The organism is Selenomonas sp. AE3005 (assembly GCF_000686945.1).
Lineage (GTDB): Bacteria > Bacillota > Negativicutes > Selenomonadales > Selenomonadaceae > Selenomonas_A.
Genome location: NZ_JMME01000002.1, coordinates 360,267 through 386,381, shown reverse-complemented (window position 1 = coordinate 386,381; position 26,115 = coordinate 360,267). Strand labels below are relative to the sequence as shown.

Genomic DNA, 26,115 nt, shown 5'->3' with positions numbered 1-26,115 from the left:
GTAGGAAATCTCTGTACTTAGATATAACTCTACTGCATGTTGCTTGAATTGAAAAGAATAAGTTTTCCTATGTCGCGACCGTTTAAGTCCTTGTAAACCATACTTGCGATACACTGCAACCCATTTCGCGATAATTGATTTACTGGAAATGTTATGTTTTTGGGCTAATAAGCCATATCCTGATTTTTTCTGCAGGTATTCATTGACAACCCTCATCTTAAATTCAAAACTATATTTTGCCATGAGAAAGCCCCCCATAAGTTAGCCTTTCTAGGTCTAACTTATGGGGGGCAGTACATTTCACAGACTGTGCTTTTTATATACTCAAATCTCTTGAATAATGGGCAGAATCATCGGACGGCGGCGGGTCTTTTCAAAGAGATAACGTCCCAAAGCGTCGCGAACGTTGGCTTTAATAGCCGCCCATTCCTTGACACCTTCGTCCTCACAGCGGTCCAGAGCCTGTTCAACACGGGCCTTGGCCTCATCCATCAGCGCCTCGGACTCACGCACGTAGACAAAGCCACGGGATACGATATCCGGACCTGCCACTACGGTATTGGACGCTCTGTCCATGGTCACCACGATGATAAGAATGCCATCCTGTGACAGCTGACGACGGTCACGCAGGACGATATTGCCAACATCACCAACGCCCAGGCCGTCAACCATAACCATACCAGCAGGAACCTTGCCGGCTACCTGCCCCTTATCTCTGGTAAATTCAAAGACATAACCATTTTCACCCAGGAAGATATGGTCTTTGGCCATACCCAGTTCCTGCGCAAGTTTGGCATGCTGTACGAGATGATGATATTCACCATGTACAGGAATAAAGAACTTCGGCCGTACCAGATTGTGCATGAGTTTCAATTCCTCACGGCTGGCATGACCGGAAACATGCACACCCTTGTCGCGTCCATACACGACATTAGCTCCCAGGCGCATGAGATTATCGATGGTTTTGGATACCATCTTTTCATTGCCGGGAATCGGCGTTGCGGAAATGATAACCGTATCATTGGGCACGATAGTGACCTTGCGATGGTCAGACATGGCCATACGTGTCAGGGCTGACATCGGTTCACCCTGGCTGCCGGTAGTGACAATAACGATTTGTTCAGGACGATAGTTATTGATTTCATCGATATCAATAATAGTTCCCTCGGGGGCATTGATATAACCAAGCTCCAGGGAAATAGTCACTACATTTACCATGCTGCGGCCCAAAACAGCCACTTTACGCTTGTAACGCACAGCAGTATCAATGACCTGCTGAATACGGTGTACGTTGGATGAGAACGTCGCTACGATGATGCGGCTGCGGGCACCGTGAAACGCCTTGTCAAAGGCCGCACCGACCGTGCTTTCACTCATGGTATGGCCTTCACGCTCAGCATTTGTGGAATCGGCCATCATCAGCAGAACACCTTTGTTCCCGAGTTCCGAGAAACGACGGAAATCCGTCATCTTGCCATCAATGGGCGTGTAATCCAGTTTGAAGTCACCGGTATGGACAATCATACCCACCGGCGTCTTGATGGACAGCCCAACAGCGTCAGGAATGGAATGGTTTACGCGGATAAAACCCACGCTGAAACAGCCGACATTTATGATGTCACCCTGCATTACCGCATGCAGATTGCTGGAATCCACGCCATTTTCCTTGAGACGGCCTTCCAAAATCCCCAGCGTCAGGCGCGTACCGTACACGGGCACGTTGAGCTGCTTAAGAACATAAGGCAGGGCACCGATATGGTCTTCATGACCATGGGTCAGGACAATCGCCTTAATCATATCGCGATTCTCCAAAAGATAGCTGATATCGGGGATTACCAAATCCACGCCCAGCATATCTTCTTCGGGGAACATGAGTCCTGAATCAATCACCAGGATTTCATCCTCGACACGGACGACCGTCATGTTCTTACCGATTTCCCCCAGTCCGCCCAAGGGAATAATCTGTAGTTTTTGTGCTTTAGACAAAAAATTACACCTCCATAATTCAGTTGTTAACTTGCTTTAATATTTATTTCATTGCGTCTGCGCAATTAAAGTCCGAACAATTCATTCCCTGTTATTTTATCATTGTCCTGCATAAATTGCAAACGAAATTGTGTCAATACAAAAGCAGCTGACCTGTCAAAAGGCCAGCTGACATTTTATTTTTATGCTGTTTTACATCTCCGGACGCACGCCGGTCTTGCCGGTGAACTTGTGGTAGGAACCACCCTTGCGGCGGCTCATCAGTTCGTCAAGGAGCTGGTCAGGTGTCAGTTTATGATAGGCCAGCAGCACCAGGCAATGGTACCAAAGGTCGCCCATCTCATACAGCACTTCCTCGCTCTTGTTATTTTTGGAGGCAATGACCGTTTCGACAGCCTCTTCCCCTACCTTTTTCAGTATCTTGTCCTGTCCCTTTTCAAAGAGATAGTTGGTATAGGAGCCTTCCACAGGATTCAGCTGCCGTTCCTGAATGACATTATAAAGGTCATTCAGCACCGTAGCCAGAGACGTTTCCTGCTCCGGTTCTACGACTACCAGGCCCTTTTCCTTTTCTTCCACCAGCTTGCGGCCGCTGAAACAGGTATACGTACCTGTATGGCAGGCCACGCCGGTCTGATGAACCTTTACGAGCAGTGTATCGCCATCACAGTCATAGGAAATCTCCCTAACCTTTTGCTTGTTGCCGGATTCTTCGCCTTTATTCCAAAGTTTCTGCCGGCTGCGGCTGTAATACCACGTATAGCCGGTTTCAATGGTCTTTTGCAGGGATTCAGCATTCATATAGGCCAGCATCAGCACCTGGCCGTTTTCCTCCTGCACCACGGCCGGCACCAGGCCCTGCTCATCAAATTTAATCATGGAAATATCAATGTCTTTGCTCATTATAATCTTACCTCCACGCCTCGTGATTTTAAATATTCCTTGACCTGCCGCACTGTAAATTCCCCGTAATGGAAAACCGAGGCCGCCAGTACAGCATCAGCCTTGCCTTCTGTCAGTACATCATAAAAATGTTCCAGCTTACCGGCACCGCCAGACGCAATAACCGGCACATTTACAGCCTCAGACACCGCTCTGGTAAGCGCGATATCATAGCCGTCCTTCGTGCCGTCAGCGTCCATGCTGGTGAGCAGAATTTCCCCTGCGCCCAGCTCCACCGCCTGCTTAATCCATTCCAGGCAGTCAAGTCCTGTGGGCTTGCGGCCGCCGTTTACGTAAACCTCCCATTTATTCTCGCCACTGCGCCGGGCATCGACGGCCAGCACAATACACTGACGGCCAAATTTGGCCGCACCTTCGCGAATAAGTTCCGGATTTTTGATGGCCGCCGTATTTACGGAAACCTTATCCGCACCAGCCTTCAGCATACGGCTCATATCTTCCAGCGTGCGGATACCGCCGCCCACGGTAAAGGGAATAAATACCTGTGAGGCACAATCCCGGGCTACCTGCACAATGGTGTCACGCTTTTCATTAGAGGCCGTAATGTCCAAAAACACCAACTCGTCGGCCCGTTCCTTATCATAACGGGCAGCCAGCTCCACCGGGTCGCCGGCGTCGCGCAGACCGACAAAATTAGTGCCTTTCACTACCCGGCCGTCCTTAACATCCAAACAGGGAATAATACGCTTGGTATAGGTAGATGTACTCATACAGTTCATATCCTCTTCTAAAAGTTACAAAGTTACTTCCCTATTTTACAATATTTAGGTCAAGTTTACAAGTTTTACCCCAAGATTCAAAAATGACCAGTCAAATCTTATTGACCGGTCATTACTTACTTACAATTTGCCCAGCATAAATTCTTTCTGACCAGCCATACCAGTCTTTCAGCCCAAGTCCAGGGCTGTTCCCCATTCTTCCTCAGCAACAGGCATATGCCGCCGCTTATAGTTGGGCAGATTTAACGGCCACAAATCCAATTCCCTTGGCCGCCATTTCTTTGGCTTTGCCTCTTCTTCGTGCAGATATTGCGGTGCAGAAATGCAGGACAACTGGCAGTAGCCCAGCTCACGAATCCACTCGTCAAGTCTGTTCACCACCACTAAAGTCTGGCTTTCAGTCATCGCAGAATTTTTTTTGCGCAGGGTTGCCCTGCCTAACGGGTCCAATAAGATTTCTCCCGTTACCTCGTCCGGCTGCAGACCAAAGCCAAATAACTCATCTTCCCCCACCCTGTGCAAACGTTCAATCCATACCAACACAAATATCAGCTCCTTTCCCAAGGTAATCTCCTTTTCACCTATAATAGATTAGACATAAGTCGCTGATATCCTCTATTTGCACACCTTAAATTTAAACAAAAAAGAGCGCCAAAAGGCGCTCTCAATCTTACAATATGATATTGCTTACAAGCCAGCATCCTGTTTGAGGGCTGCAGCTTTGTCCGTGTGTTCCCACGGCAGGTCCACATCCGTACGGCCAAAATGACCATAGGCAGCCGTCTGCTTGTAAATCGGGCGGCGCAGGTCGAGCATCTTGATGATACCTGCCGGACGCAGGTCAAAATGCTTGGACACAAGTTCTTCAATCTTTTCTTCGTCCACCTTGTTCGTGCCGAAAGTATCAACCATTACGGAAACCGGGTAAGCTACGCCGATAGCGTATGCCAGTTCGATTTCACATTTATCTGCCAGACCGGCAGCAACGATATTTTTCGCTACGTAGCGGGCAGCATAGGCAGCACTGCGGTCAACCTTCGTGGGGTCCTTGCCGGAGAAAGCACCGCCGCCATGACGGGCCCAGCCGCCATAGGTGTCAACGATAATCTTACGGCCGGTAAGACCAGAGTCACCCTGCGGGCCACCAATAACAAATTTGCCGGTGGGATTGACGAAAATGCGCGTATCAACCTGCATGAGTTCAGCCGGAACAATCGGCTTAATAACATGTTCGATGAGGTCCTGACGAATCTGTTCCAGCGTCACATCTTCATCATGCTGGGTGGAAATGACAATAGTTTCCACAGCCACAGGCTTGCCATCTTCATAAGCAACCGTCACCTGCGTCTTGCCGTCCGGACGCAGATACGGCAGCGTGCCGTTCTTGCGGACTTCCGTCAGGCGGCGGGCCAGACGCTGTGCCAAGGCTATGGGCAGCGGCATGTATTCCGGCGTTTCGTTAGTGGCATAGCCAAACATCATACCCTGGTCACCGGCACCGACAGCGTCAGCCTCGTCCAGTTTACCTTCACGAGCTTCCAGCGCCTTATCTACACCCTGGGCGATATCCGGGGATTGTTCATCCAAAGATACCAAAATGCCGCAGGTCTTGTAGTCAAAGCCATAGGCGGCGTCGGTATAACCGATTTCCTCAACGGTATTTCTAATAATCTTTGGAATATCCACATAGCAACTGGTAGAAATCTCGCCTACGACGTGCACCTGTCCGGTGGTTACCAGCGTTTCACAAGCCACACGGCTCTGGGGGTCCTGGGCGATAATCGCGTCCAGAATGCTGTCAGAAATTTGGTCAGCCATTTTGTCCGGATGACCTTCCGTAACTGATTCAGATGTAAACAGCATACGTTTCTTGCTCATATTGTTGCCTCCTTGTGCTAGAGCTAAAATTTACTGCTGAAATGTCTCCTATATCCGTCCAGAAAAAGAAAAGAACTCTCGACTGAGAGTTCTTTTCCCTAACTCTCATCTTCTAGGTATTACCTAAAGGAATTGGCACCGTTTCGCGTTAACGATGGTTGCCGCAGTTTCATTGGGCCGGTCCCTCCACTGCTCTGGATGAGTTCATATTCAGCTTTTCAATAGAATAATTGTACATCACCATGATATAACTGTCAAGATTTTTCCACCTGTATCTGACCAGCATTTACCACAAAGCTCACAGGCTTAGACAAAACATCTTCATTCTGCGGTGCCGAGAAGTTAAAGTAATAATCATACTGACCGTCCGGCAGCATTGCATCTGCCAGCTGCGGCTCTGCCGTCAGGGTAAACTCTTCTCCCTTAACGAATTTGGCGTCAGCGTCAAGGAAGAGCGGCGTGATTTTATCACCTTTTTTCAGCTGTCGTATATTTCTATCCAGATTACCATCCTTGTTTACCCTATAGGCTCCCAGAATATTAAACTTACCCTCAGCGAAATTATACGCCGAACTCAGCGAATATTCTTCTCCATTTATAAGAATAAAGGAGTAATACATATTGTAATCACTATGGTTTTCTTCCATAGCCATGTAAATGACATGGCCATTCAGGCTCGGCCACTGGCCATCAAAACCATCTTTAAACACACCATTTGCCCAATCAGCATCAACCTTGGACTCATTACCCAGATTTAAGACTTTGCCATCAGGACGAATTTGCACCACATAGCAATCTACCGAACTGATAGCATTAGCGTCAGTTGGCGTAAGCTGGACGGTAGCGATATTATCTGCATCCCAGGTTATAGGCACATCGGCCACTTTGCTAAGGTCAAAGGCATACAATGGTTTACCATTGTTGTCCGTAGTCACCATCATGTTGTAAAGTTGCGAAAAACTCTTGCTTACCTGCGGCAGGCTGGAATATACGTTTACCGTTGCCTGCTGCCCGTCCAGGTTGTAATAGCAGGACAGGCCTTTGCCATACTTACGGTAGGGGCCAGCCACATGATAGCTTACCATGCTGTCAACAGCTTTGGACACTTCTGCTGCCGCAGGCAGTTCTGTCATATTATCTGCCAGGGAGCCCAAGTCCACCATATTCGTCCAGGGGCCCTCAGCATCATTGTTCGGACCATATACTTCCACACCGTTGGCCATGCGGTTAAAACCGGCAAAGAAATACATAGGCGAGCTTTCAGCCTGCTGCAAAGCCTCCTGCCCCATACGCTCATAAGCCTTATTCAGCGCCGGCAATTTGCTCATATCCAGCACAGATAGCGTGGCTTTGTCTCCAACCTCAAATTTATCACAGCGCTTCATATATGAGTCACAGATTATCTTGCCTAATGTCAGCGCATCCATAGACGGATTATTGGCAATTGCCTCACCCCAGTAAGCATAATCCGTACCCGTGCCCGGCATAAGCTCCTGCGAGGCTATCATATATTTAGTGAATCCATAAAAAACATTCGCTGTTTCCAATGATGACATCAAACAGGTATCAAAGCAGACAATATCAAAGGACGGCTTGCTGCTGTCATTATTCTCTACAGCCGCCAAAGCACTCTTGATATCTCCCAACGACAGGGTCTTTTGATACTTTTCATCAGAACATGCCCCGTCCAGGCTGCCGCCGCCATGATCCCAGAATATCAGCATGCGGTGTTCTGCAGGATATTTCTCCTTGGCAAAGCGCAGGAAACTCTCCAAAGTAGATTCTTCCCCCATGTTAGCATCCGGCAGTTTTTCCACGCTATGCCAGCCCTGATTGTCATACACAAAACGTCCGATGGCATTAGATGGTATACCTTCAGTATGCCATTCTTTAGTCCCGCCAGTCTGTACAACAAATTTAACATTATCCGGCAGTTTTACATTCATCAGGTCCTGCAAGTTTTCCGACGCATAACCGCTTTCCGTTTCCAAATCCGAACCGCACATGTAGATATATATAGACCAGCTTTCCTGCGCCCCAACCCGAGGCAAGCCTCCTAGAAACAGTGCAACCAGCACTAATCCTAAAATTAAAACACTGCTAAAATATTTTCTAGACAAGCTAACCACCTCCATATAAAGATAATTCGTAAATATCTAAAAAATTCCTTCCCGCGGAAAAAATATAAGCAAAAAGGCCTAAGAAATTCTTAGGCCTTTCATAATATCGCTTATGTATGATTTCAACGCAGATAGTCGTCTTCCTCTACGCCGCGCAGCCGGCGGTTTATGGAACTCAGGCCCCGATAGATGGTCGTAACATCCAATTCGTCGCCTCTTTTTTCCATATACTTTTCCAATTTACGTTTTACCCGCTGCAGGGCATTGTCGATAGATTTTACATGACGGTCCAGATCCTCAGCAATTTCCTGATAACTCTTGCCGTCAAGATAACTCATCAGAACTTTCCACTCCAGGTCGGAGAGAATTTCTTCCATCTTCTTTTCGATATCGACAAATTCTTCCTGGCTTATGACCAGCTCCTCCGGGTCAGAAACCTTGGCTCCGGACAATACATCCAGCAACGTCCGGTCAGAATCCTCATCATATATCGGCTTATTCAGCGAAATATAGGAGTTGAGCGGTATATGCTTTTGCCGGGTAGCCGTTTTTATAGCCGTGATAATCTGACGTGTCACACACAGCTCTGCAAATGCTCGAAAGGATGACAGCTTATCATTGCGAAAATCCCTAATCGCTTTGTAAAAACCAATCATACCTTCCTGAATGATATCCTCACGGTCAGCACCAATAAGGAAATACGAACGAGCCTTTGCCCTGACAAAATTCCGATATTTATTTATCAGATAATCCAAAGCAGCCTTATCATTGCTGTCTTTAATCGCCAGTAATATTTCCTCATCCGTGAGATTGGCAAATTCGCCGTAGAGTTCTTCTGAAAATAACTCTTCTGTAGTTTGTTCTGCTTCCATAGCGTGTTCCCCTTTACCGATAATCCCCATTTTCTTCTGTAGTAATCCCCTGATAGTTTTGATTATAAACCAAATTCCTTCTCAACGTCAAGAAAGTTTCTAGGACTTTAGTCCCCTTTTTTATCTTAGATATACTCACTTTCTTTTAGCTAAGCGCTGGCGCATGGACTCGTACATTAAAATCGAGCCGGCAACCGAGGCATTAAGGGAGTTAATCTTACCTACCATAGGCATTTTGACAATAAAGTCGCACTGCTCCTTAGTGAGCCGGCCCATGCCCTTGCCTTCGCTGCCCACAACCAGTACCAGGGGCCCCGTTAAATCGGCCTCGTAGTAGTTTTGACTGCCATCCATATCAGCACCAGCCACCCAAAAACCTTTTTCCTTTAAGTTTTTAAGCGTTTGCGAGATATTGCCAATACGGGCCACAGGCACATACTCCACCGCGCCAGCGGACGTTTTGGCCACCGTAGCCGTCAACGGTACGCTGCGCCGCTTGGGAATAAGTACGCCGTGTACGCCCGTGGCGTCAGCCGTCCGCAAAAGCGCCCCCAGATTATGCGGGTCCTCGAGTTCATCTAGCAACAGCAGGAAGGGCGGCTCCCCAGCCTCCTCTGCCTTGCGAAGGATATCATCAAGCTCGGCATAAGCTACCGGCGCCACATAGGCCATTACCCCCTGATGACGCAGACCGCCAGCCACAGATTCAATCTTACTGCGCTCCACAAACTGCAGGATAATACCCCGTTCCTTGGCCAAAGCTATGATCTCACTGACCTGGCCCTCCCTATCGCCGTCGGCCAGCAGGATTTTATTTATCCCCCGGCCGGCGCGCAAAGCCTCGGTTACAGCATTGCGGCCAATCAGCACGTCCTCCGGCAGTTCCCGTTCCCCAACAGAATTACTGCCTTTATCCATGCCTGCCTGTTCACGGTTTACGTTCCGTGACTCACGGCTGCGTCTATTCTTGTTCTGTCGTTCTTGATAGCTATTTGTTGCTTTTTTATTATTATTTTTCATCTTACTCACTATCCCGCAACTTCAGCATTTCCTGCAGCTTGCCACAGGTCATTGCCCCTTCCGGACAACGGCCGGTATTCACACAGCTGGCGCCGGCATTATGAAACAGCGTCGGTGCCACTTTTTTGACTTCTGCCAGCATCTTATAAGCCATTTCCCGGATTTCCCACTGCGCGCGGTTGCAGCAGCGCAGGTTGAAGAAGTGCATCAGCGACCTGGCATTCATGGTAACGAGAATTTTCGTTTCGGCGGCATTGGCCAGCACATAACGGGCATCTTCCTTGGGAACGCCCATATCCGTCAGCTCATCATAGGTTTTGCGAATCTCCGCAAGCAAGGCCTCATACTTTGCCAGCGCCTCGGGCTTTTCGGCAATGGAGGGCGGCGTAATATACTGAAAGCCATGCGCTGCCACATAGCGCTGTGACTGTTGGTCATAGGAGGCAATGCGATGGCGTACCAGCTGATGCGTCAGCACCCGGCTGACACCTTCGATACCAAAGGTAAACGAGGCATGTTCGAGGGTGGAACCATGTCCAAGTGATACCATGCGGCGCACCATTTCCTTAACTTTATCTTCGCTTAGCTTTTCGGCCAGTTCCTCAGCCCCGCTGGCTGAGTAGCAAAGCCGGGCCGCCATGGCCACCACCCGTTCCGGTTCGGGGGTATAATCAAGTAATTTTACCTTTATCAATTATTTCTTACTCCTTATTTCCTGCATCATAGCCTGTGAGATGACCTGAAAAGACATTTCGGCAATCTCATACAGGCGCTCATTCTGCTCTGACAGATACAAGCTGCCCAACAGGGCCTCAAACCCCGTACTGGCATGATATTCAGCTACCGTAGAACTGCGGGGAGCGTGACTCTTCGCATTGCGGCCCCGGCGGAAAATGGCTTTTTCTTCCTCGGTCAGCTTATCTTCAATTTTTTGATAAGCCTTGGCCTGCCAAACCGCCGACACCATTTGGGCGCTGAAGGAATGCAGAGCCTGTACCTTAGCCTGCTCATAAGACAAAAGTCTTGTCCGTACATAGAGATGGAAATAAGCATCACCTACATAAGCCAGCACCAAGGGATTTAACTGACGCACGTCCGCATTGTCATAACGCTGCAAAACACCGCCTGCCCCATCGGGCTGAAACATCATCTCCACGAGCATTTTGAAATGGTCAAACTTCATGCTTTCTTCCACCGTACTCCCTGGGGCGTATCCTCCAGGATTACCCCTGCTGCTTTCAGGTCATCGCGAATTTTATCGGCCAGCGCCCAGTTCTTTTCCTTACGGGCGTCCTGACGGATAGCAATGATTAAATCCATCAGCTTGCCAGCCAGGCCATCGTCAGCAGCTGCCTGCTGCTCGAAAATGCCGATGATACCTGCCATGGTCTTAAAGACTTCTGCTGCCTTGGCAAAGTTTTCACTATCCATGGCCACGCCCTTGTTCATTACACTCTGATAGTAGATATTGATATCCTTGGACAGAGCAAACATCTGACTGATAGCCAGCGCCGTATTGAAATCATCGTCCATAGCCTCATGGAAAGCAGCCAGGTATCCCTCAGCCTTTTCAGCCAGTTCACGGGCCGTATCACTCTGACCACCTTTGCCGGCCAGTTCGTCCATAAACGCCTTGGACTGCGCCAGACGTGACAAACTGGTCTGCGCCTCCTGCAGGCGCTCATCACTGAAATCCAACGGGCTGCGGTAATGCGTCTGCAGAATGAAGAAACGCAGCACTTCGCCAGGATATTCCTGCAGAATGTCCTTAACCGTGAAAAAGTTATTCTTGGATTTGGACATTTTCTCATTTTTGATGGTAATGAAACCGTTATGCAGCCAATAACGGGCAAAACTGTCCGCATGGCCAATGCAGGCCTGCGACTGCGCGATTTCATTTTCATGATGCGGGAAAATCAAATCACTGCCGCCGCCATGGAAGTCAAACTGTTCCCCTAAGTATTTAAGCGACATCGCGGAGCACTCGATGTGCCAGCCCGGACGGCCATTGCCCCAGGGGCTTTCCCAGCTCGGTTCACCAGGTTTTGCGGCCTTCCAGAGGGCAAAATCCATGGGGTGTTCCTTGCGTTCGTCTACCTCGATACGCGCACCAGCCTGCATATCTTCCAGCTTGCGGCCGCTCAGCTTGCCATAACCGGCAAACTTTTCCACCCGGTAAAAGACGTCACCGTTGTCCGCAGCGTATGCATAGCCCTTATCCACCAGTTTCTGTACCATAGCGATGATATCAGGAATCGTTTCGCTTACCCGGGGATAAACATCTGCCCGGCGTACATTCAATGCGTCCATTGCCTTAAAATAAGCGTCGATATAACGGCCGGAGATATCGCTCCACTTCACGCCTTCTTCATTAGCCGTACGGATAATCTTGTCGTCCACATCCGTAAAGTTCTGAATATAGCGCACCTTAAATCCTTTGTAAGCCAGATAGCGGCGAATGACATCCCAGGTCACAAACGGGCGGGCGTTGCCGATATGCGGATGGTTGTATGGCGTTACACCACAGCAGTAAATGCTGACTTCGCCTGCTTTTAAGGGCTTAAACTCCTCCTTATTACGTGACATGGTATTAAATACTTTTAGCATATAAGGTTCCTCCTGATCAGGCTTTTTCCAAACCGGCTACAGCATAAGCGGAAATGCCCTGTTCCGTGCCGGTAAAGCCTAATTTTTCTTCTGTGGTGGCTTTGACATTGACCTGGTCCAGTTCAATCCCCAGCACCTTGGCAATGTTGGCATTCATCTGAGGAATAAAATCCTTCATCTTGGGTTTCTGGGCCACAATCGTGGCATCGACATTGCCTGTAACATAACCCTTTTCACGAATGAGTTCAGCCACATGCGCCAACAGTTTCATACTGTCAGCCCCGGCAAACTTGGGGTCCGTATCAGGAAAATGCCTGCCGATATCTCCCAGGGCAGCAGCCCCCAGCAGTGCGTCAGCCACAGCATGCAGCAGCACATCCGCGTCTGAATGACCAAGCAGCCCCAACGTATGGGGAATCTCCACCCCGCCGATTATCAGTTTGCGTCCTTCTACCAATCTATGGACATCATAGCCCATGCCAAATCTCGTCATTTTGCCGCCTCCTTCAGCCATTGTTGCCGTGCCTGGTCTGCCGCCGTTGTCATAGCCGACATCTGCGCGCTGACATCACACTGTAAAAACGCCTCAGCAATCAGCATATCCTCCGGTGTCGTAACCTTGATGTTACGATAATCACTGGGCACGACTGCCACCTGAACGCCGATGCGCTCCACCAGGCTGGCATCATCAGTACCCAAAAAATCATCGGCCAGTGCCTGTTCATTGGCCTGCCATAAAATATCTTTCCTAAAGCCCTGCGGTGTCTGTACCTCCCAAAGCGTACTGCGCGCTGGCGTAGCCACCACCAGATTATCCTGACCGACAACCTTTATGGTATTTTTGGCCGGCACAGCCGCAATAGCACCGCCCTTTTCCCTGGCGGTTCTTATGACAGCCTCAATGGTTTCTACTGTTACTAAAGGACGAGCCGCATCATGAACCAGTACCACATCTGCAGCCTCACTTACCTGACGCAGGCCATTTAATATGGAATACTGCCGTTCGCTGCCGCCAGCTACCACCTTAAATGGTTTTAAACCAGCAAAGCCGGCCAGTTTTTCCTGAACCGGGGCAACTTCGTCAGTGGCGACCACCACAATCAATTCCGCAATGGCCTCCACCCGGGAAAAAGTTTTCAGGGTGCGCACCAAAACAGGCTCGCCTGCCAGCTCCAACAGCACTTTATTTATGCCAGCGTTCATACGCTTTCCCTGACCGGCGGCCGGAAAAATAGCACTGACCATCTAATCACTCCTAAAAAATGAAATTGTCACACTGCCGTGTGACAATCCCACCTGTTTAATTACAAGGCTTGGCAAAAATCATTCGTCCTGCCGCCGTCTGCAAAGCTGAGGTCACTTCTACCTCCAAGGTTTCACCTATATGACGGCTGCCATTTTCAACAACAATCATGGTGCCATCTTCCAAATAGGCTACCCCCTGTCCAGCCTCCTTACCGGATTTTACAATGGTGGCCTGCATGGTTTCACCGGGAATAACCACTGGTTTCACCGCATTGGACAAAGCATTGATGTTGAGCACTTCCACACCTCTGAGCTGTGCTACCTTGTTGAGATTGAAATCATTGGTGATGATTTTCCCTCCCAGCTGTTGCGCCAGCTGTACCAGCTTGGAATCCACTTCGGGAATATCCTCAAAGTCCGCTTCGGTAATCTTGACCTTCATTCTGGACTCCTGGCGTATCTTCTGCAGGATATCCAGACCGCGGCGTCCACGGGCACGTTTCAAGGCATCTGCCGAATCAGCGATATGCTGCAACTCTTCCAGTACAAACACAGGAATCAGCAAAGTACCTTCCAAAAAGCCCGTATCGCAAATATCTGCAATGCGTCCATCAATAATCACACTGGTGTCGAGCAGCTTATAAAGATTGTTATCACCCGTCTCAGGCACCGCTGCTTTTTGCACCGTACGGTTTTCCCGGCCCTTTGACAATTCCTTCATAAACTTAGGAATAAAGTCAAACTGTGCCGTGAGCTCCGTACGCTTTTTAATCATGATATGAATACCCAAATAGCCCAGCACAATGCTGAACACGACTGGGATATACTCTCCCACCACAGGTATCTTGGAGAATGCATAACCCAGCAAATTTGCAATAATAAGTCCGATAAACAAACCAATGGCACCGGCAATTACATCATGGGTTGGCACCTTATTAAGCTGTGCCTCCACGAAGACGGCAAAGCCCTTAAGCCGGCGAATAAAGAAAGCCGACAATAAGCCGCCCATCGCTGCCCCTAAAACAGCGCCAAAGAGTATGCTCATAAGCCCCGCTAGCGTCAGCTTGAAAATCCCCATTTCCGTTTGCAGTATCTCCGTACTGATAAACGACGTCAGGAGCGGTGTTGCCATATTAAGCAGCGCAGCACCAGCGACGGCAAATAATAAAATAATGAAAAAACGCAAAACACGGTCCAACATGCTTTCACCCCCTTCCCCCCAAAAAGAAATACTTGCATAACTTTAAGTATAGTAAATTTTCCCCTGTAATGTCAACGCTGAAACCATTTATAACCGTACAAAATAAAAAAAAATGGATAACTATCCCCAGTTATCCATAAAACATCATTTTCCTTCGTTGCCTGCCAGAATGTCATCCATCCAGCCCTCTACTTCAGCCGGGCTCTTATCACAAGCGTAAACGAGTTCGCTGACTACAATCTGGCGCGCCAGGTCCAGCAGGCGCCGTTCACCGGCAGAAATACGCCGCTCACGCTCCTGCACTACGAGATTGCGGGTTACCGCAGCTGCATCACAAATATCGCCGGTTTTCAACCGTTCCAGATTTGTGTGATAGCGCCTGTTCCAGGTCCCCAGCAACCGTTCCGGCTCGTCCCCCAGCACATCGCGCACTTCATCGACACGGGACTCGGAAATGACATCACGCAGACCAATATGCTCTACATTATCCGCCGGAATCATGACTTTCATATCCCCCAGCGGCATTTGCAAAACATAATAAGACTTACCTTCACCTAAGACATTGCACGTTTCAATGCTGGAGATTACCCCCGCTCCGTGCATCGGATAGACCACCTTATCACCAATATGTAACAAGCACCCACCCCCTAAAATAAGAAAAAGTAAGAGAAACCTGTGTATTCACTTCTCCTATTTTAGCACAAAAGGGTATTTTTTTCAAATTTGTCACATTTTAACAATAAACAGCAATAGCTGCCGGTACCGTTTCAATGTCCAAAGGCAGCAGCGGGCCGGCCTCGCCATCAAGGTCACTTTGCAGTTCGCCCTCTGTCGCAACATAAAAGTTCTTCGCCTGTAAATGCACAACACAATCCTTTTCGGAAACCGGCCTGCCGGCCAGTAAATCCGCAGTTACAGCCATCAGTTTATGCAGACCACACTTCTTAATCGCCAGCAGGTCGAGTTTACCGTCCGTAACGGAAACGTCCTTGGCCACATTTTTCATGCTGCCTACTACCGCACTGTTGATGACCACAAAAAGGAAAGCCTCCATATCATAGGACTGCCCATCGGCCACAATCTGCAGCGGCACGGCCCGGAACTTGGGAATTTCCCCCAGTCCCTTCAGATAATAGGCCATCTTGCCTAAAGCATTTTTTAGGCGGGCATCCACCTCGTGGGCAATGGAGGTCATCATTCCGGCACTGGCCACATTGATAAAATACTTATCATCTATGCGCCCCAGGTCCATTAACTGCGTATTGCCGGCGGCAATCTTATCAAAGTAAGCCTCCATATCCTCGTTGATTTTCAGATATGTAGCAAAATCATTGGACGTGCCGCTGCCAATAATTCCCAATGGCAGTTTTAGACCATGTTTCACGATGATATTCACGCACTCATGAACAGTCCCATCACCACCAGCTGCCAATATCCCCTGCGGCTGAACCTCGCGGACAAAAGCAGCAAAATCTTCATTGCCTGCTTTTTTTGTCCGATAGGGAATTATCAGGATATCACGTTTTTGAAAGGCCTCTATAATCCAGTCCAGCTTATTTTTGAAAGCTGCATGTCCCGAAACCGGGTTATAAAACAACACCAGCTTTTGCAATGTTTACGCCTCCTGTTTTTCTTCCGTTTTAAATACACCAATCTTCCGCAGGAATTTGATACCCACGCGGCCAATCATCGGCATGCGCTGCAAATCATCTTCCTTCAGGCCGCCCACAATCAGCATGACGGCAATATATACCGCACAGCCAAAGAACACAGCCCCAAAGGTAGATACAACCCCTATATTCCACCAGGCCATGGTGAAGTCGTAGAAGAAATACACCGCCACAGCCATAATCGCAGCCGACACAATGGTTTTAAGCAGCTGGGGAATCTCGATACTGTAACCGATAAATCTGTAGATAAATACCAGGTTGATTATAGCGGCTACACCCATATCAGCAGCTGTTGCCCAGGCCGCACCCATAATGCCCAGCCAGGGGACAGCCGTAAGTTCCCAGTTCAGTACGACCTTGGCCACCGCCGCCAGAATCATATTCACCATAGGAATGGTCGGGTGTCCCAGGCCCTGCAAAATACCTGTCGATACCTGATGCAACCCCAGCAGAATGATGCTTACAGCCGAAATCATTACCGCCGGACCGGCACCCGGAGCATTATAAATCAAAGAGGCAATCGGCGTTGCCAGTACAAAGACAATGACAAAAGCCGGGAAACATACAAAATTGGAAATGCGCACCGAGGCCGCCGTCTGATTGTAGACGCGTTTCATGTCTTTAAGGGCGCGGGCCTCTGAAATGGCCGGCACAATACTCATGGCCATGGACGCGGTAATGATACAGGACAGGTTAACCAGCGGCACCGCCATACCTGTCAGATAACCGAACAGCTCTGTGGCCTCATTGACACTGTAGCCCGCCACTTCCAACCGCTGGGGAACAATCATCAAATCCAGGTTGGATACCACCGGCAGCATAATGCTGGCCGCCGACACCGGCAGGGACAACTTGAAAATCCGTTTGATAATGGACCAGGCCGGCTCAGCCTCGTTACCCGGCAAAGGCTGCAGGTCACGGCCATAGTCGCGTTCGATATCCTTGTCCAGTTTCCAATGGAAATAAACCAGCACCATAAGACCAGTAACAGCTCCGGCCAAAGCACCCAATGAGGCACCGGCAGAGGCGTAATCAAGGCCCCAGGGCAACAGCAGTTCTGCCAACAGAATCATCGTGATAACGCGGAAAATCTGCTCCACAATCTGGGATACAGCTGTCGGCGTCATGCGCTGCCAGCCCTGCAAATAACCACGCGAGCTGGCCAGCAGCGTCACAAAGAACACCGTCGGTGCCAGCACGACAATGGATTTATAAGCGCGGGCGTCGCGCACGAACTGCCAGTCAATGAGCCAGTCAGCCGCAAAATAAGTTAAAAAGGAAAAAATAACGCCTGTAGCCAGCATCAAAGCCATGGAGATATGGAACACCCGTTTAGCTCCATAGATGTCCTTTAAGGCCACACGCTCTGCCGTAATGATGGAAATAGCCACCGGCACGCCAGCCTGGGATACAGTCATGGCAAAGAAATAAATCGGGAAGGCCATCTGATAAAGACCGATACCTTCACCGCCCAGGATACGGGACACAAAAATCCAGTTCAACGAACCGATGACCTTGACCACAAATCCGGCCACGGTCAGAATAAAGGTTCCCTTAAGGAAGGATTCTCCCTTACTGGACTTCTTTTCATTTGTTACTTCCTGCTTACTAATGAGAAACACCGCCTATATGTCACGGGCACAACCTTAAGTGCCCCCAATAATCTGCTGCACTATCTGCCTGCGCAGAAAAGGTACGCAACGTATGAATTATACCACACATTCCTCTCCTTAGCCATAGTCAATAGCGGAAAGTACAGAAAGTGCAGCCTCGTATTTTTTCACCGACTGTGCTAAACTAACATTGATATAAATTTGCGAGGTGTCAACCATGTATTATTTTTCCCTGCTGCTTATAGCACTGCTGTCCTTAATTTTCCTGACTGAAATGTACCACTCCCTGCGCCGCTCCAACGTCAACACCCGTCTTATCAGCCAGTATCGCGATGACCTGCATAATCCGCAGCTGATTACAGATATATATAATTATTGCCAGCAGGATTACAAACTGCGGCGCATTGTAAAAAAACATCAGCTCACCCCGGCAGCCGTGGAAAAAATCTATCAAAAGCTCCTCCTCTGGGGAAATTTTCACAAGGGCAGCCGCTTTGTTCCCATAACGTCCTTTCTCTATACCGGCTCGCTGGACTATCTCTGCCGTCACCAAAACGATGACGCCAAAGCCCTGACAATGAAGTGCATGAACTTCCTGCATATCTGACACGCACAGAAAAGACGCCGGATCCGGCGTCTTTTTTCGTTGCATATTATTTGTTTAACAGATACTCAATATGAACATTAGCGTCAAGGGATATATTCCCCGGCTCAATGTTTGTGTCCACAGCTGCCGCCTTAGCACCTGCCAGCAGATTGGCATTATAGGTACGAGCCTCAATGTAACCCGTACTTTCCGATACATTCTTTATACCGACAATATAACGCCCCAGCCCACCAGCGATGATATCAGCTTTTTTCCTGGCATCGGCGATGGCATTTTGCAGGGCCTCCCGTTGCACTGCACACTGGTCACTGACCGTAAAGCGCAGGGAATTTACTTCATTAGCCCCGGAATGCAAGGCCGTATCAATGATTTTTCCCAACTTACTGATATTGCGGACATTGACCTGCAAGGCATGCGCGGCCGTATAATTGCTTATCTCACCGCTGCCGCGTTGATTGTTGCGGTAATTGGGATAAAAGTTATAGCTTTGCGTCTTGATATCACTGCCGGCAACACCCAATTCTTTGAGCGCCTGCGTAATGGCTATAATCTTTTGCGCATTGACCGCCTGCGCCTGACTGGCACTGCTGCCAGTGGACACTACCCCTACCGTCAGCACGGCCTGGTCAGGAGCAACAGAGGCACTGCCCCGTCCCTCTACCGCCAGCACAGGAGCATCTTCTGCCGCCATGGCCTGCGGCGACCACAATAACACAGCTGCCATTACAGCCAGCAACAACTTAGCCATCTTCATGAACATACCTCCTCACAAGCCTATCTTCGAACGATAACGCCAGACAAAACAACTCCCCACAAAGGCCACCACCACGCCAGCCAAAACATCGCTGGGATAATGCACGCCCAAATACAGCCGGGAAAACGCCATCAAGGCTGCTAAAATCATAACAAGCCAACGCTGCCAGCCACGGCACATACGCCAGATTATAAATGCCACAGCAAAGGCACATACCGTATGTCCCGAAGGAAAGGAAAAGGAATGTGGCAGACTGCCTAAGGCTGTCAGGTCCTCAATTTGCAGGAAAGGGCGCGGCCGTCTGACAATAAACTTAATGACCTCTCCCACCAAGCCAGAAAACAACAGCGAAAGCAACGCCAGCCAGCCCATTTGTCTGGTCCGCGGTACAACGGCCAGAACTGCAGCGCCCACAGCCCATACGGCACCAAAACTGCCTAAGCTGGTATAAAGCAATACCCAGGGCGTAACCGTCTCCTGACGTATATTATCCTGTATCCACAGGAGAATTGCTCCGTCCATATAACCTCGCTCACAATATTATCTTACGCCCAGCTCAATGAGCTCCTTCGGTGCCTTCGTCAGCGGCTCACAGCCAGTTTCCGTCACCAGCACGGTATCTTCTATGCGCAGGCCGCCCCAGCCCGGAATATATACCCCAGGTTCATCCGTCACGAGCATGCCCGGCTGAAGCGCCTCACAGTTGCTCTTGGGTGACAAACGCGGTTCCTCGTGAATTTCCAGCCCCAGGCTATGACCCAGACCATGACCGAAATACTGTGCCAGGTCATATTTTTTCAGATTATCGCTGACAGCCTCATGCACTGCCCGTCCGGATACACCAGGCTTTATTTTATTCAGCCCCAAAAGCTGTGATTCCAGCACAGCCTTATAAATACGGCGCTGTTTCTCATCGGCCTTGCCCATACAGATGGTACGGGTGATATCAGACGCATAGCCCTCATAAAAAGCGCCAAAGTCCAAGGTCACAAATTCACCTTCATTTATAACCTTATCCGTAGCAACACCATGCGGCAGACTGCCGCGCACGCCCGACGCCATAATCGTCTTAAACGAAGTACCTTCCGAACCATTTTCCCGCATGCAGTTCTCCAAATGCGCTGCCGCCTGTACTTCTGTCATGCCCGGACGAATATAGGTAAGCATATCAGCAAAGGCAATATCAACGATCTCACAGGCCTTGCGAATATGCGCGATTTCCTCAGCGTCCTTAATCTGCCGCAAGGTATCAAGTTTCAACGGTGTCTTGAATTCACAGCCGGCAAGCAGTTCGCCTAATTTGGCATAATAATCATAAATGATATCATTGCCCTCAAAGCCAACTTTTTTCGCACCAATCTTCTGCACACACTCGGCCGTCTTAGCCAGCAGGCCATACTTCTGCTCAACAATCTCAAAGAGCGGTGCCTGCTTTGCTGCCTGCTCCGTATAACGGCTGTCCGTAATCAGCATGGCCTCTTTCTGGCCGATAACCAAAGTAGTATCATCACCACGGAAACCACTGAAATAATGCAGATTAACATACTTCGTGATAATTACTGCATCTAAATCCTTTTCAGCTAATACCGCACGCAACGCCTGCAAACGACTTTCCTTCATTAGTTGGGTCAACTCCTGTAAAAAAGATACTTGTATTATCCAGCGCCCAAGGAAGGGCACTTACGCTCTTAACTTATAAATAATGGCCTCGAGAGCTGCCAAGTAGCTCTCAACCCCTAAGCCGCATATCTGCCCCATAGCGACAGGTGCCAGCACCGAATTATGCCGGAACTCCTCCCGCTTGTGGATATTGGAGATATGCACCTCGATAAGCGGCACTTCCACTGCCGCAATTGCATCACGCAGGGCAATGCTGTAATGGGTAAAAGCCGCTGCATTAAAGATGATGTAATCATACACACCACGAGCCGCCTGAATCTTATCCACCAAAGCGCCCTCATGATTGGACTGAAAACAGTCCACCTCAATCCCGGCCTCAGCCCCACGTCTGACAAGCATTTCCTCAATATCCTGCAGAGTAGTGCTGCCGTAAATCTCCGGTTCCCTCGTCCCCAGAAGATTTAGATTAGGCCCATTTAATACCAGTACTTTATGCATCTGCCAGCCCCCTTAATAACGGATTTCAAAACGCTGTTCAGCGTCAATAACCTCACGAACTTCCAAACCAAAACTCTGCACTCTGATAAAGTAATTACCCTCGCGGATAACAGCCTCTAGACGGTCAATAGCCGCCTGCGGCCCTTGCAGTTCCATCGTCACCGTTCCGTCCGGCATATTTTTCACCCAACCGGTAATCCCCAGTTCCAGCGCGTGCTGCTGTACAAACATCCGAAAACCCACGCCCTGCACTCTGCCTGTTGCCGTGCCAAAATAACGAACTAACTCTGCCATGATAATTACCTCCTTTAAATTGTAACATTACAAAACTCACGCTACATTGTACTATTTTTAGCATCAATTGTAAACCGCCCCCCCTCCCCTCAAGGGGAAGGCTTTTCTTTTATTGTTACAGTATGGTGGCAGTAAGCGTGGCGGGGCCAGTTGTCAGCGGCAGCGTTGGCGGTGAGCGTTAAGAACTTGTTTTTTTGCCACACCACTGTTTTATCGTGAAAAGCATACTGTTTGAGCGCAGCGAGTTTATGCTTTTCACGATACCTAATTAAGGGCAAAAAACAAGTTTAGCTCCCTGCCACAGCGGACGATGGCAACTGCCCCCGATGCGCGCCTTTAAAGGTACTATTTTACAATATCCCGCCGCAAGATTGTATATTCCTCCACCGGCTGCTCCATTTTCATGCGGATAATCTGCTGGGGATGCGGTGCTACAGAAATTTCCTCATTGGTTTCGTTGTCAATCATCGAAGTAATCTTCTGCCGGTACAGCGGCCCTGTGGGCTGGAATACTTCAATCTCCTGCCCCACTTTCATATTGTTGCGCTGTTCCACGACAGCGTAACCCGTAGCCGCATCATAGGAACGCACCAGCCCGACAAAATCCGAAGTCTGGTCGTAGGACGTCTTGCCGTAAATCTGGTCATCCGCGTCCGGCTGATGATAGTAAAAGCCTGTCGTATACGCCCGATGGGAAACTTTCTCCAACTCGTCCATCCATTCCTGCTTGACAGTGAAATTTTCCGGGTCAGCAAAGTAATTGTCAATAGCCAAACGATAAGCCTTGGTAACGCTGGCGGCATAATGGACACTTTTCATGCGGCCCTCAATTTTGAGACTGTCCACACCGCTTTCGATAACGTCTTTAATATGCGGCATCAGGCACATATCCTTGGAGTTCATGATATAGGTGCCGCGGTCGTCCTCTTCGATGGGGAAATATTTCCCCGGCCGCGTTTCTTCCACCAGCGCATATTTCCAACGGCAGGACTGGGCACAGCTGCCCCGGTTGGAATCACGTCCCGTAAAATAATTGGACAGCAGGCAGCGTCCCGAGTAGGAAATACACATCGCCCCATGCATGAACATTTCCAAATCGACATCACACTTGGCGCGGATTTCACGAATCTCATTCAAGCTCATTTCCCGGGCCAGTACCACGCGCTTAGCCCCCAGTTCCTTCCAGGCATTGACCGTAGCCCAGTTAGTATTGTTGGCCTGCGTACTGATATGCAGTTCCATGTCAGGAATCAGCTTACGGCAGAGCATAAACACCCCCAGGTCAGCTACCAGCAGGGCGTCCACGTTTATTTCCTGCAAATAGCGCAGATAATCCGGCAGTTTCTCGATATCACTGTTGTGCGGAAAAATATTGACTGTCACGTAAACTTTCCTGCCGCGTGCATGAGCAAAGTCCACAGCCTCCTTTAATTCCTCATAGTTGAAATTGCCGCCAAAAGCGCGCAGGCCAAAGGCCTTGCCCCCGAGGTATACCGCATCGGCGCCATAGAGTACCGCCATTTTCATTTTTTCCAGATTGCCGGCTGGTGCCAGCAGCTCAGGCTTTTTTATCATAATCTAAAACTCTCCTTGTAACAGCCAGACCATCACCCTGGGCCAAAATCTCCGTCGTGTAGGGCGGCTGGGATACCAGTTCAATATATTCCCGCAGACGCTTGACAATGGTTTTAAAGCGCCGCGGCGTGGGCACATCTCCCCGGACATAACCACGGAACAGCACATTATCAGCCAAAATCACAGCCTTATCCGTCAGCATAGGCTGTATCTTGTGGAAATAATCCACATACTGCCCTTTGGCAGCATCAATAAAGACAAAGTCAAATTTTTGACCTGTCAGCTGCAGGCGCAGCAGATTTTCCGCTGCATCACCGGCCATAATACGAATCCGGTCAGCATAAGCTGACCGGTTTATATAGCTCTGGGCTAAATTTATGCGTTCTTCACTCAGTTCCAGGGTGGTTATCTCTATGTCCTCAGCCCCATGCAGGGCAAACAATAGGCTGGAATAGCCAATGGCCGTACCGATTTCCAGCACGCGATGGGGACGAACTTCTTTGACCACCTGCAAAAAAGCCGCCCGGCCGCGTTCATTTATGATGGGAACATGGTTGAGAGCCGCATAGCTCTCCATTTCTCCCAGTAACTCTTCCAAAAAATTACCTACTTCCTAGCGCACACGCTCTACAATTTCCTGATGGGCTGCATAACTCTTGGAGTAATGGTTATGTCCCTGACGGTCAGCTACAAAATACAAATAATCTGTATCTGCCGGATACAGTACGGCCTCGATAGCCGCCATTCCCGGACTGGCCACCGGCCCCGGCGGCAGTCCTTTTATCTGATAAGTATTGTACGGCGATTCAATCTTTGTATCCTTAATGCTTACATCCTCTTTGGGGGCATCCAACAGATACTGAATAGTCGTATCCGTCTGCAGGGGCATACCGATTTTCAGACGCTTGAAGAACACCTGCGCGATAATCGGCCTGTCCTCATCGAACATGGCCTCTTTTTCCACCAGTGAGGCCAGCGTAATAAGCTCATGAATGGACAGATTGAGCTCGGCGGCGCGGCGCCGCATTTTCGGTGTCAAGCGCGTGTCCAAATCCTCTGCCATCATATTTAAGATACCGTCCACGCTGGGTTCTTCATGCAGCTCATACGTATCAGGAAACAAAAAGCCCTCACACGCATAGCGTATATCCTTATTGCGTTCAATGTAGGAATAGGGGGCAAACGTTTTGGCCTTAGCCAGAAACTCCTTTTCATCCACCAGACCTTCATCAGACAGCCGTTTGGCTATTTCCTTGACGCCAAAGCCCTCAGGAATGGTAAATGTAACCTTGCTCGTTTCGCCATTCACCAGCTTGCGGATAACTTCTTCCGGTGCCGTATGGGGATTGAACGCGTAATTACCCGACTGGAACTTATCAGCCGCACCGCTTTTCTTTACCTGCCACCAAAAGGCCCACTTGCTGTCGATGATACCATTCTGCAGAAGTTTTTGACTGATATCATCAGCCGTCATACCACTCTTAACCGTCAGAAAAATGACCTGGTCAGGGGCTGTTTTTTTCTGCGGTGTTCCTGAAGAGAACATAACTACCAATAGCAGAGCAAAAACAACGAACAGACCTGTGCCGGCAGCTGCCCACTGTTTCCATGAGAATGATGACAGGAATTCCTTCCCTTTTTCCTGCCAATCGCTGATAACAGACAGTTCCATCTCATCGCCACTAAGCCAGCGAGATAATTGCTCCTTGTACTCCTTCAGTTTCCCGAACTTATCCCCCACACCAACATCTCCTGTCATATTTCCGTACATAAAAGAAACTGCCATTTCACAAAGGAAATGGCAATCATCATGTACCTATTACTCTTGTTCCGACTCCTCAACCAGAGCATCGTAGGCCTTCTGTACCGCCTCGAATTCTTCGTCTGTAGGCTCAACATACTCTTCTTCGCCATCTTCGCCAATGACGATTTTGGCAATGATTACATCTTCATCATCTTCACAACCGCAGCCACAGCCACAATGGTCATGACCATCTTCCTCATTGTGAATGCCTACCAGCAGTGCGTATTTTTCTTCGCCCACGGGAATAATCATTTCTTCTTCATAGTAGTATTCATTGCCCTGGTCGTCAGTCATTACAACGACTACTCCTTCATCCTGAACACCATTTTCTTTATTTGCCATATTCGTTCACCTCTTGTAAAAATAAGTCAAATGTAGTTTAGCCTATTTTAGCGGATGCTGTCAAGCCAGCCCTGCAAGATAAATACTGCAGCCATCTTATCAATGACTTTGCGGCGCTTTTTCCTTGACACATCAGCCTCGATTAGTGAGCGCGCAGCTGCCACCGTAGACAGACGCTCATCCCAAAAATGCACCGGTAAATCGGGGTGGCGCTTGCTGACTTCAGCCATGAAATCCTTAACGATTTCGCAGCGTTCTCCTTCCGTACCATTCATATTCTTAGGATAACCGGAAACCAGTTCATCTACCTCATACTCCGCAATGAGCTCATCAAGACGCTGTAAATCCTCTTCCAGTGATTTACGGCGAATTGTTTCCACCCCCTGGGCGGTAAGCCCAAGCAGGTCACTAACGGCAATGCCTACGGTTCTGTCACCGATATCCAGGGACATATAACGTTTCATTTAAGTCTCTCCAGATAGGAACGCACCAGTTCCTCCAACAATTCATCTCTTTCCAGTTTACGAATCAGGCTCCGTGCCTCCTTGTAACTGGTTACATAAGCCGGGTCACCGGACAGCAGGTAACCTACCAGCTGATTTACCGGATTGTAGCCTTTTTCCTCCATTGCCATGCTGGCCTGACGGATAATAGACTCCGCTTTATTTTCATCAGCACCGATTTTAAACATCATAGTTTCTTCGCTGACCATAATAATCCCTCCCGC

General features: G+C 49.1%; 30 protein-coding genes and 1 riboswitch. Of the genes, 1 reads left to right on the top strand and 29 read right to left on the bottom strand.

All coding sequences use genetic code 11. From position 1 onward, the window contains the following. The 18 genes from DL94_RS0104175 to DL94_RS0104090 all read right to left on the bottom strand — a co-directional run. Positions 1–243: helix-turn-helix domain-containing protein (locus tag DL94_RS0104175; protein WP_028129064.1), on the bottom strand; the 243-nt coding region annotated here is incomplete at its 3' end. Between the two features lie 81 nt (positions 244–324). Continuing rightward, positions 325–1,986: a ribonuclease J gene (locus tag DL94_RS0104170; RefSeq protein WP_028129063.1), complete on the bottom strand. Its 1,662-nt coding sequence runs from the start codon at positions 1,984–1,986 to the stop codon at positions 325–327. A gap of 192 nt (positions 1,987–2,178) precedes the next feature. Then, positions 2,179–2,889, bottom strand: coding sequence for a bifunctional phosphoribosyl-AMP cyclohydrolase/phosphoribosyl-ATP diphosphatase HisIE (gene hisIE / locus DL94_RS0104165; protein ID WP_028129062.1), 711 nt, complete (start codon positions 2,887–2,889; stop codon positions 2,179–2,181). Next, on the bottom strand, positions 2,889–3,659 hold the full coding sequence (gene hisF, locus DL94_RS0104160) for an imidazole glycerol phosphate synthase subunit HisF (protein ID WP_028129061.1): 771 nt from the start codon (positions 3,657–3,659) through the stop codon (positions 2,889–2,891). The genes hisIE and hisF overlap by 1 nt, the downstream gene beginning before the upstream one ends. 177 nt (positions 3,660–3,836) lie before the next feature. Beyond that, positions 3,837–4,211 (bottom strand): hypothetical protein, encoded by a 375-nt coding sequence (locus DL94_RS0104155; RefSeq protein ID WP_156031662.1) that lies wholly within the window; start codon positions 4,209–4,211, stop codon positions 3,837–3,839. A gap of 144 nt (positions 4,212–4,355) precedes the next feature. Then, positions 4,356–5,546 carry a methionine adenosyltransferase gene (gene metK / locus DL94_RS0104150; protein WP_028129059.1) on the bottom strand — a complete coding sequence of 397 codons (1,191 nt, stop codon included), beginning with the start codon at positions 5,544–5,546 and terminating at the stop codon, positions 4,356–4,358. A 102-nt stretch (positions 5,547–5,648) separates the two neighbouring features. Beyond that, positions 5,649–5,751, bottom strand: a riboswitch (SAM riboswitch). 49 nt (positions 5,752–5,800) lie between these two features. Next, the gene (locus DL94_RS14210) at positions 5,801–7,597 is read right to left on the bottom strand and encodes a clostripain-related cysteine peptidase (RefSeq protein WP_051586295.1); all 1,797 of its coding nucleotides are present in this window, start codon (positions 7,595–7,597) and stop codon (positions 5,801–5,803) included. A 191-nt stretch (positions 7,598–7,788) separates the two neighbouring features. Beyond that, entirely contained in the window at positions 7,789–8,538 is a 750-nt protein-coding gene (gene sigH / locus DL94_RS0104140) for an RNA polymerase sporulation sigma factor SigH (RefSeq protein ID WP_028129058.1), read from the bottom strand. 135 nt (positions 8,539–8,673) lie between these two features. After that, complete coding sequence (rlmB, locus tag DL94_RS0104135; protein WP_051586302.1) at positions 8,674–9,456, bottom strand: 23S rRNA (guanosine(2251)-2'-O)-methyltransferase RlmB; 783 nt, start codon at positions 9,454–9,456, stop codon at positions 8,674–8,676. 103 nt (positions 9,457–9,559) lie between these two features. Continuing rightward, a complete protein-coding gene (gene thyX, locus DL94_RS0104130) occupies positions 9,560–10,252 on the bottom strand; it encodes an FAD-dependent thymidylate synthase (protein ID WP_081798757.1) in 693 nt (230 codons plus the stop codon). After that, positions 10,253–10,741 carry a Mini-ribonuclease 3 gene (locus DL94_RS0104125; protein ID WP_028129055.1) on the bottom strand — a complete coding sequence of 163 codons (489 nt, stop codon included), beginning with the start codon at positions 10,739–10,741 and terminating at the stop codon, positions 10,253–10,255. Further along, positions 10,738–12,165, bottom strand: coding sequence for a cysteine--tRNA ligase (gene cysS, locus DL94_RS0104120; RefSeq protein ID WP_028129054.1), 1,428 nt, complete (start codon positions 12,163–12,165; stop codon positions 10,738–10,740). The genes DL94_RS0104125 and cysS overlap by 4 nt, the downstream gene beginning before the upstream one ends. Positions 12,166–12,181: 16 nt before the next feature. Further along, positions 12,182–12,658 (bottom strand): 2-C-methyl-D-erythritol 2,4-cyclodiphosphate synthase, encoded by a 477-nt coding sequence (ispF, locus tag DL94_RS0104115; protein WP_028129053.1) that lies wholly within the window; start codon positions 12,656–12,658, stop codon positions 12,182–12,184. Then, on the bottom strand, positions 12,655–13,410 hold the full coding sequence (ispD, locus tag DL94_RS0104110) for a 2-C-methyl-D-erythritol 4-phosphate cytidylyltransferase (protein ID WP_028129052.1): 756 nt from the start codon (positions 13,408–13,410) through the stop codon (positions 12,655–12,657). The genes ispF and ispD overlap by 4 nt, the downstream gene beginning before the upstream one ends. Positions 13,411–13,465: 55 nt before the next feature. After that, on the bottom strand, positions 13,466–14,611 hold the full coding sequence (locus DL94_RS0104105) for a PIN/TRAM domain-containing protein (protein WP_028129051.1): 1,146 nt from the start codon (positions 14,609–14,611) through the stop codon (positions 13,466–13,468). Positions 14,612–14,755: 144 nt separating this feature from the next. Continuing rightward, a complete protein-coding gene (locus DL94_RS0104100; protein WP_028129050.1) occupies positions 14,756–15,247 on the bottom strand; it encodes a CarD family transcriptional regulator in 492 nt (163 codons plus the stop codon). Positions 15,248–15,344: 97 nt separating this feature from the next. Further along, a complete protein-coding gene (locus DL94_RS0104095) occupies positions 15,345–16,223 on the bottom strand; it encodes a diacylglycerol/lipid kinase family protein (RefSeq protein ID WP_028129049.1) in 879 nt (292 codons plus the stop codon). Between the two features lie 3 nt (positions 16,224–16,226). Then, positions 16,227–17,903 carry a putative polysaccharide biosynthesis protein gene (locus tag DL94_RS0104090; RefSeq protein WP_028129048.1) on the bottom strand — a complete coding sequence of 559 codons (1,677 nt, stop codon included), beginning with the start codon at positions 17,901–17,903 and terminating at the stop codon, positions 16,227–16,229. A 208-nt stretch (positions 17,904–18,111) separates the two neighbouring features. Between DL94_RS0104090 and DL94_RS0104080 the strand changes: the two genes are divergently transcribed. After that, positions 18,112–18,501 (top strand): hypothetical protein, encoded by a 390-nt coding sequence (locus tag DL94_RS0104080; protein WP_028129047.1) that lies wholly within the window; start codon positions 18,112–18,114, stop codon positions 18,499–18,501. A gap of 46 nt (positions 18,502–18,547) precedes the next feature. Here the strand turns inward: DL94_RS0104080 and DL94_RS0104075 are convergent, their stop codons facing one another. From DL94_RS0104075 to DL94_RS0104025, 11 genes are all read right to left on the bottom strand, one after another. Then, positions 18,548–19,255, bottom strand: coding sequence for an SIMPL domain-containing protein (locus tag DL94_RS0104075; RefSeq protein ID WP_028129046.1), 708 nt, complete (start codon positions 19,253–19,255; stop codon positions 18,548–18,550). A 12-nt stretch (positions 19,256–19,267) separates the two neighbouring features. Next, positions 19,268–19,777, bottom strand: a complete 510-nt coding sequence (locus DL94_RS0104070) for a phosphatase PAP2 family protein (protein WP_028129045.1) — start codon at positions 19,775–19,777, stop codon at positions 19,268–19,270. 18 nt (positions 19,778–19,795) lie between these two features. Further along, positions 19,796–20,875: a M24 family metallopeptidase gene (locus DL94_RS0104065; protein ID WP_028129044.1), complete on the bottom strand. Its 1,080-nt coding sequence runs from the start codon at positions 20,873–20,875 to the stop codon at positions 19,796–19,798. A 60-nt stretch (positions 20,876–20,935) separates the two neighbouring features. Beyond that, complete coding sequence (aroQ, locus tag DL94_RS0104060; RefSeq protein WP_028129043.1) at positions 20,936–21,373, bottom strand: type II 3-dehydroquinate dehydratase; 438 nt, start codon at positions 21,371–21,373, stop codon at positions 20,936–20,938. Between the two features lie 12 nt (positions 21,374–21,385). Next, on the bottom strand, positions 21,386–21,667 hold the full coding sequence (locus tag DL94_RS0104055; protein ID WP_028129042.1) for an acylphosphatase: 282 nt from the start codon (positions 21,665–21,667) through the stop codon (positions 21,386–21,388). 345 nt (positions 21,668–22,012) lie between these two features. Next, on the bottom strand, positions 22,013–23,242 hold the full coding sequence (locus DL94_RS0104050) for a peptidase U32 family protein (RefSeq protein ID WP_028129041.1): 1,230 nt from the start codon (positions 23,240–23,242) through the stop codon (positions 22,013–22,015). Then, a complete protein-coding gene (locus DL94_RS0104045; RefSeq protein WP_028129040.1) occupies positions 23,226–23,840 on the bottom strand; it encodes an O-methyltransferase in 615 nt (204 codons plus the stop codon). The genes DL94_RS0104050 and DL94_RS0104045 overlap by 17 nt, the downstream gene beginning before the upstream one ends. A 15-nt stretch (positions 23,841–23,855) precedes the next feature. Beyond that, positions 23,856–25,013 carry an endolytic transglycosylase MltG gene (mltG, locus tag DL94_RS0104040; RefSeq protein WP_231464514.1) on the bottom strand — a complete coding sequence of 386 codons (1,158 nt, stop codon included), beginning with the start codon at positions 25,011–25,013 and terminating at the stop codon, positions 23,856–23,858. Between the two features lie 48 nt (positions 25,014–25,061). Further along, a complete protein-coding gene (locus DL94_RS0104035; protein ID WP_028129038.1) occupies positions 25,062–25,388 on the bottom strand; it encodes a DUF1292 domain-containing protein in 327 nt (108 codons plus the stop codon). 47 nt (positions 25,389–25,435) lie between these two features. Continuing rightward, positions 25,436–25,852: a Holliday junction resolvase RuvX gene (ruvX, locus tag DL94_RS0104030; RefSeq protein ID WP_028129037.1), complete on the bottom strand. Its 417-nt coding sequence runs from the start codon at positions 25,850–25,852 to the stop codon at positions 25,436–25,438. Next, on the bottom strand, positions 25,849–26,100 hold the full coding sequence (locus DL94_RS0104025) for an IreB family regulatory phosphoprotein (RefSeq protein WP_028129036.1): 252 nt from the start codon (positions 26,098–26,100) through the stop codon (positions 25,849–25,851). Before DL94_RS0104025 ends, ruvX begins: the two co-directional genes overlap by 4 nt. Positions 26,101–26,115: the final 15 nt, after the last annotated feature.

Bases quoted from the DNA above. Each gene is read 5' to 3' on its own strand.
- hisIE (WP_028129062.1), bottom strand. From the start codon at position 2,889: ATGAGCAAAGACATTGATATTTCCATGATTAAATTTGATGAGCAGGGC.
- hisF (WP_028129061.1), bottom strand. From the start codon at position 3,659: ATGAGTACATCTACCTATACCAAGCGTATTATTCCCTGTTTGGATGTT.
- metK (WP_028129059.1), bottom strand. From the start codon at position 5,546: ATGAGCAAGAAACGTATGCTGTTTACATCTGAATCAGTTACGGAAGGT.
- sigH (WP_028129058.1), bottom strand. From the start codon at position 8,538: ATGGAAGCAGAACAAACTACAGAAGAGTTATTTTCAGAAGAACTCTAC.
- rlmB (WP_051586302.1), bottom strand. From the start codon at position 9,456: ATGGATAAAGGCAGTAATTCTGTTGGGGAACGGGAACTGCCGGAGGAC.
- DL94_RS0104125 (WP_028129055.1), bottom strand. From the start codon at position 10,741: ATGAAGTTTGACCATTTCAAAATGCTCGTGGAGATGATGTTTCAGCCC.
- cysS (WP_028129054.1), bottom strand. From the start codon at position 12,165: ATGCTAAAAGTATTTAATACCATGTCACGTAATAAGGAGGAGTTTAAG.
- ispF (WP_028129053.1), bottom strand. From the start codon at position 12,658: ATGACGAGATTTGGCATGGGCTATGATGTCCATAGATTGGTAGAAGGA.
- ispD (WP_028129052.1), bottom strand. From the start codon at position 13,410: ATGGTCAGTGCTATTTTTCCGGCCGCCGGTCAGGGAAAGCGTATGAAC.
- DL94_RS0104105 (WP_028129051.1), bottom strand. From the start codon at position 14,611: ATGTTGGACCGTGTTTTGCGTTTTTTCATTATTTTATTATTTGCCGTC.
- DL94_RS0104080 (WP_028129047.1), top strand. From the start codon at position 18,112: ATGTATTATTTTTCCCTGCTGCTTATAGCACTGCTGTCCTTAATTTTC.
- DL94_RS0104075 (WP_028129046.1), bottom strand. From the start codon at position 19,255: ATGAAGATGGCTAAGTTGTTGCTGGCTGTAATGGCAGCTGTGTTATTG.
- DL94_RS0104070 (WP_028129045.1), bottom strand. From the start codon at position 19,777: ATGGACGGAGCAATTCTCCTGTGGATACAGGATAATATACGTCAGGAG.
- DL94_RS0104065 (WP_028129044.1), bottom strand. From the start codon at position 20,875: ATGAAGGAAAGTCGTTTGCAGGCGTTGCGTGCGGTATTAGCTGAAAAG.
- aroQ (WP_028129043.1), bottom strand. From the start codon at position 21,373: ATGCATAAAGTACTGGTATTAAATGGGCCTAATCTAAATCTTCTGGGG.
- DL94_RS0104055 (WP_028129042.1), bottom strand. From the start codon at position 21,667: ATGGCAGAGTTAGTTCGTTATTTTGGCACGGCAACAGGCAGAGTGCAG.
- DL94_RS0104050 (WP_028129041.1), bottom strand. From the start codon at position 23,242: ATGATAAAAAAGCCTGAGCTGCTGGCACCAGCCGGCAATCTGGAAAAA.
- mltG (WP_231464514.1), bottom strand. From the start codon at position 25,013: ATGTACGGAAATATGACAGGAGATGTTGGTGTGGGGGATAAGTTCGGG.
- DL94_RS0104035 (WP_028129038.1), bottom strand. From the start codon at position 25,388: ATGGCAAATAAAGAAAATGGTGTTCAGGATGAAGGAGTAGTCGTTGTA.
- ruvX (WP_028129037.1), bottom strand. From the start codon at position 25,852: ATGAAACGTTATATGTCCCTGGATATCGGTGACAGAACCGTAGGCATT.
- DL94_RS0104025 (WP_028129036.1), bottom strand. From the start codon at position 26,100: ATGGTCAGCGAAGAAACTATGATGTTTAAAATCGGTGCTGATGAAAAT.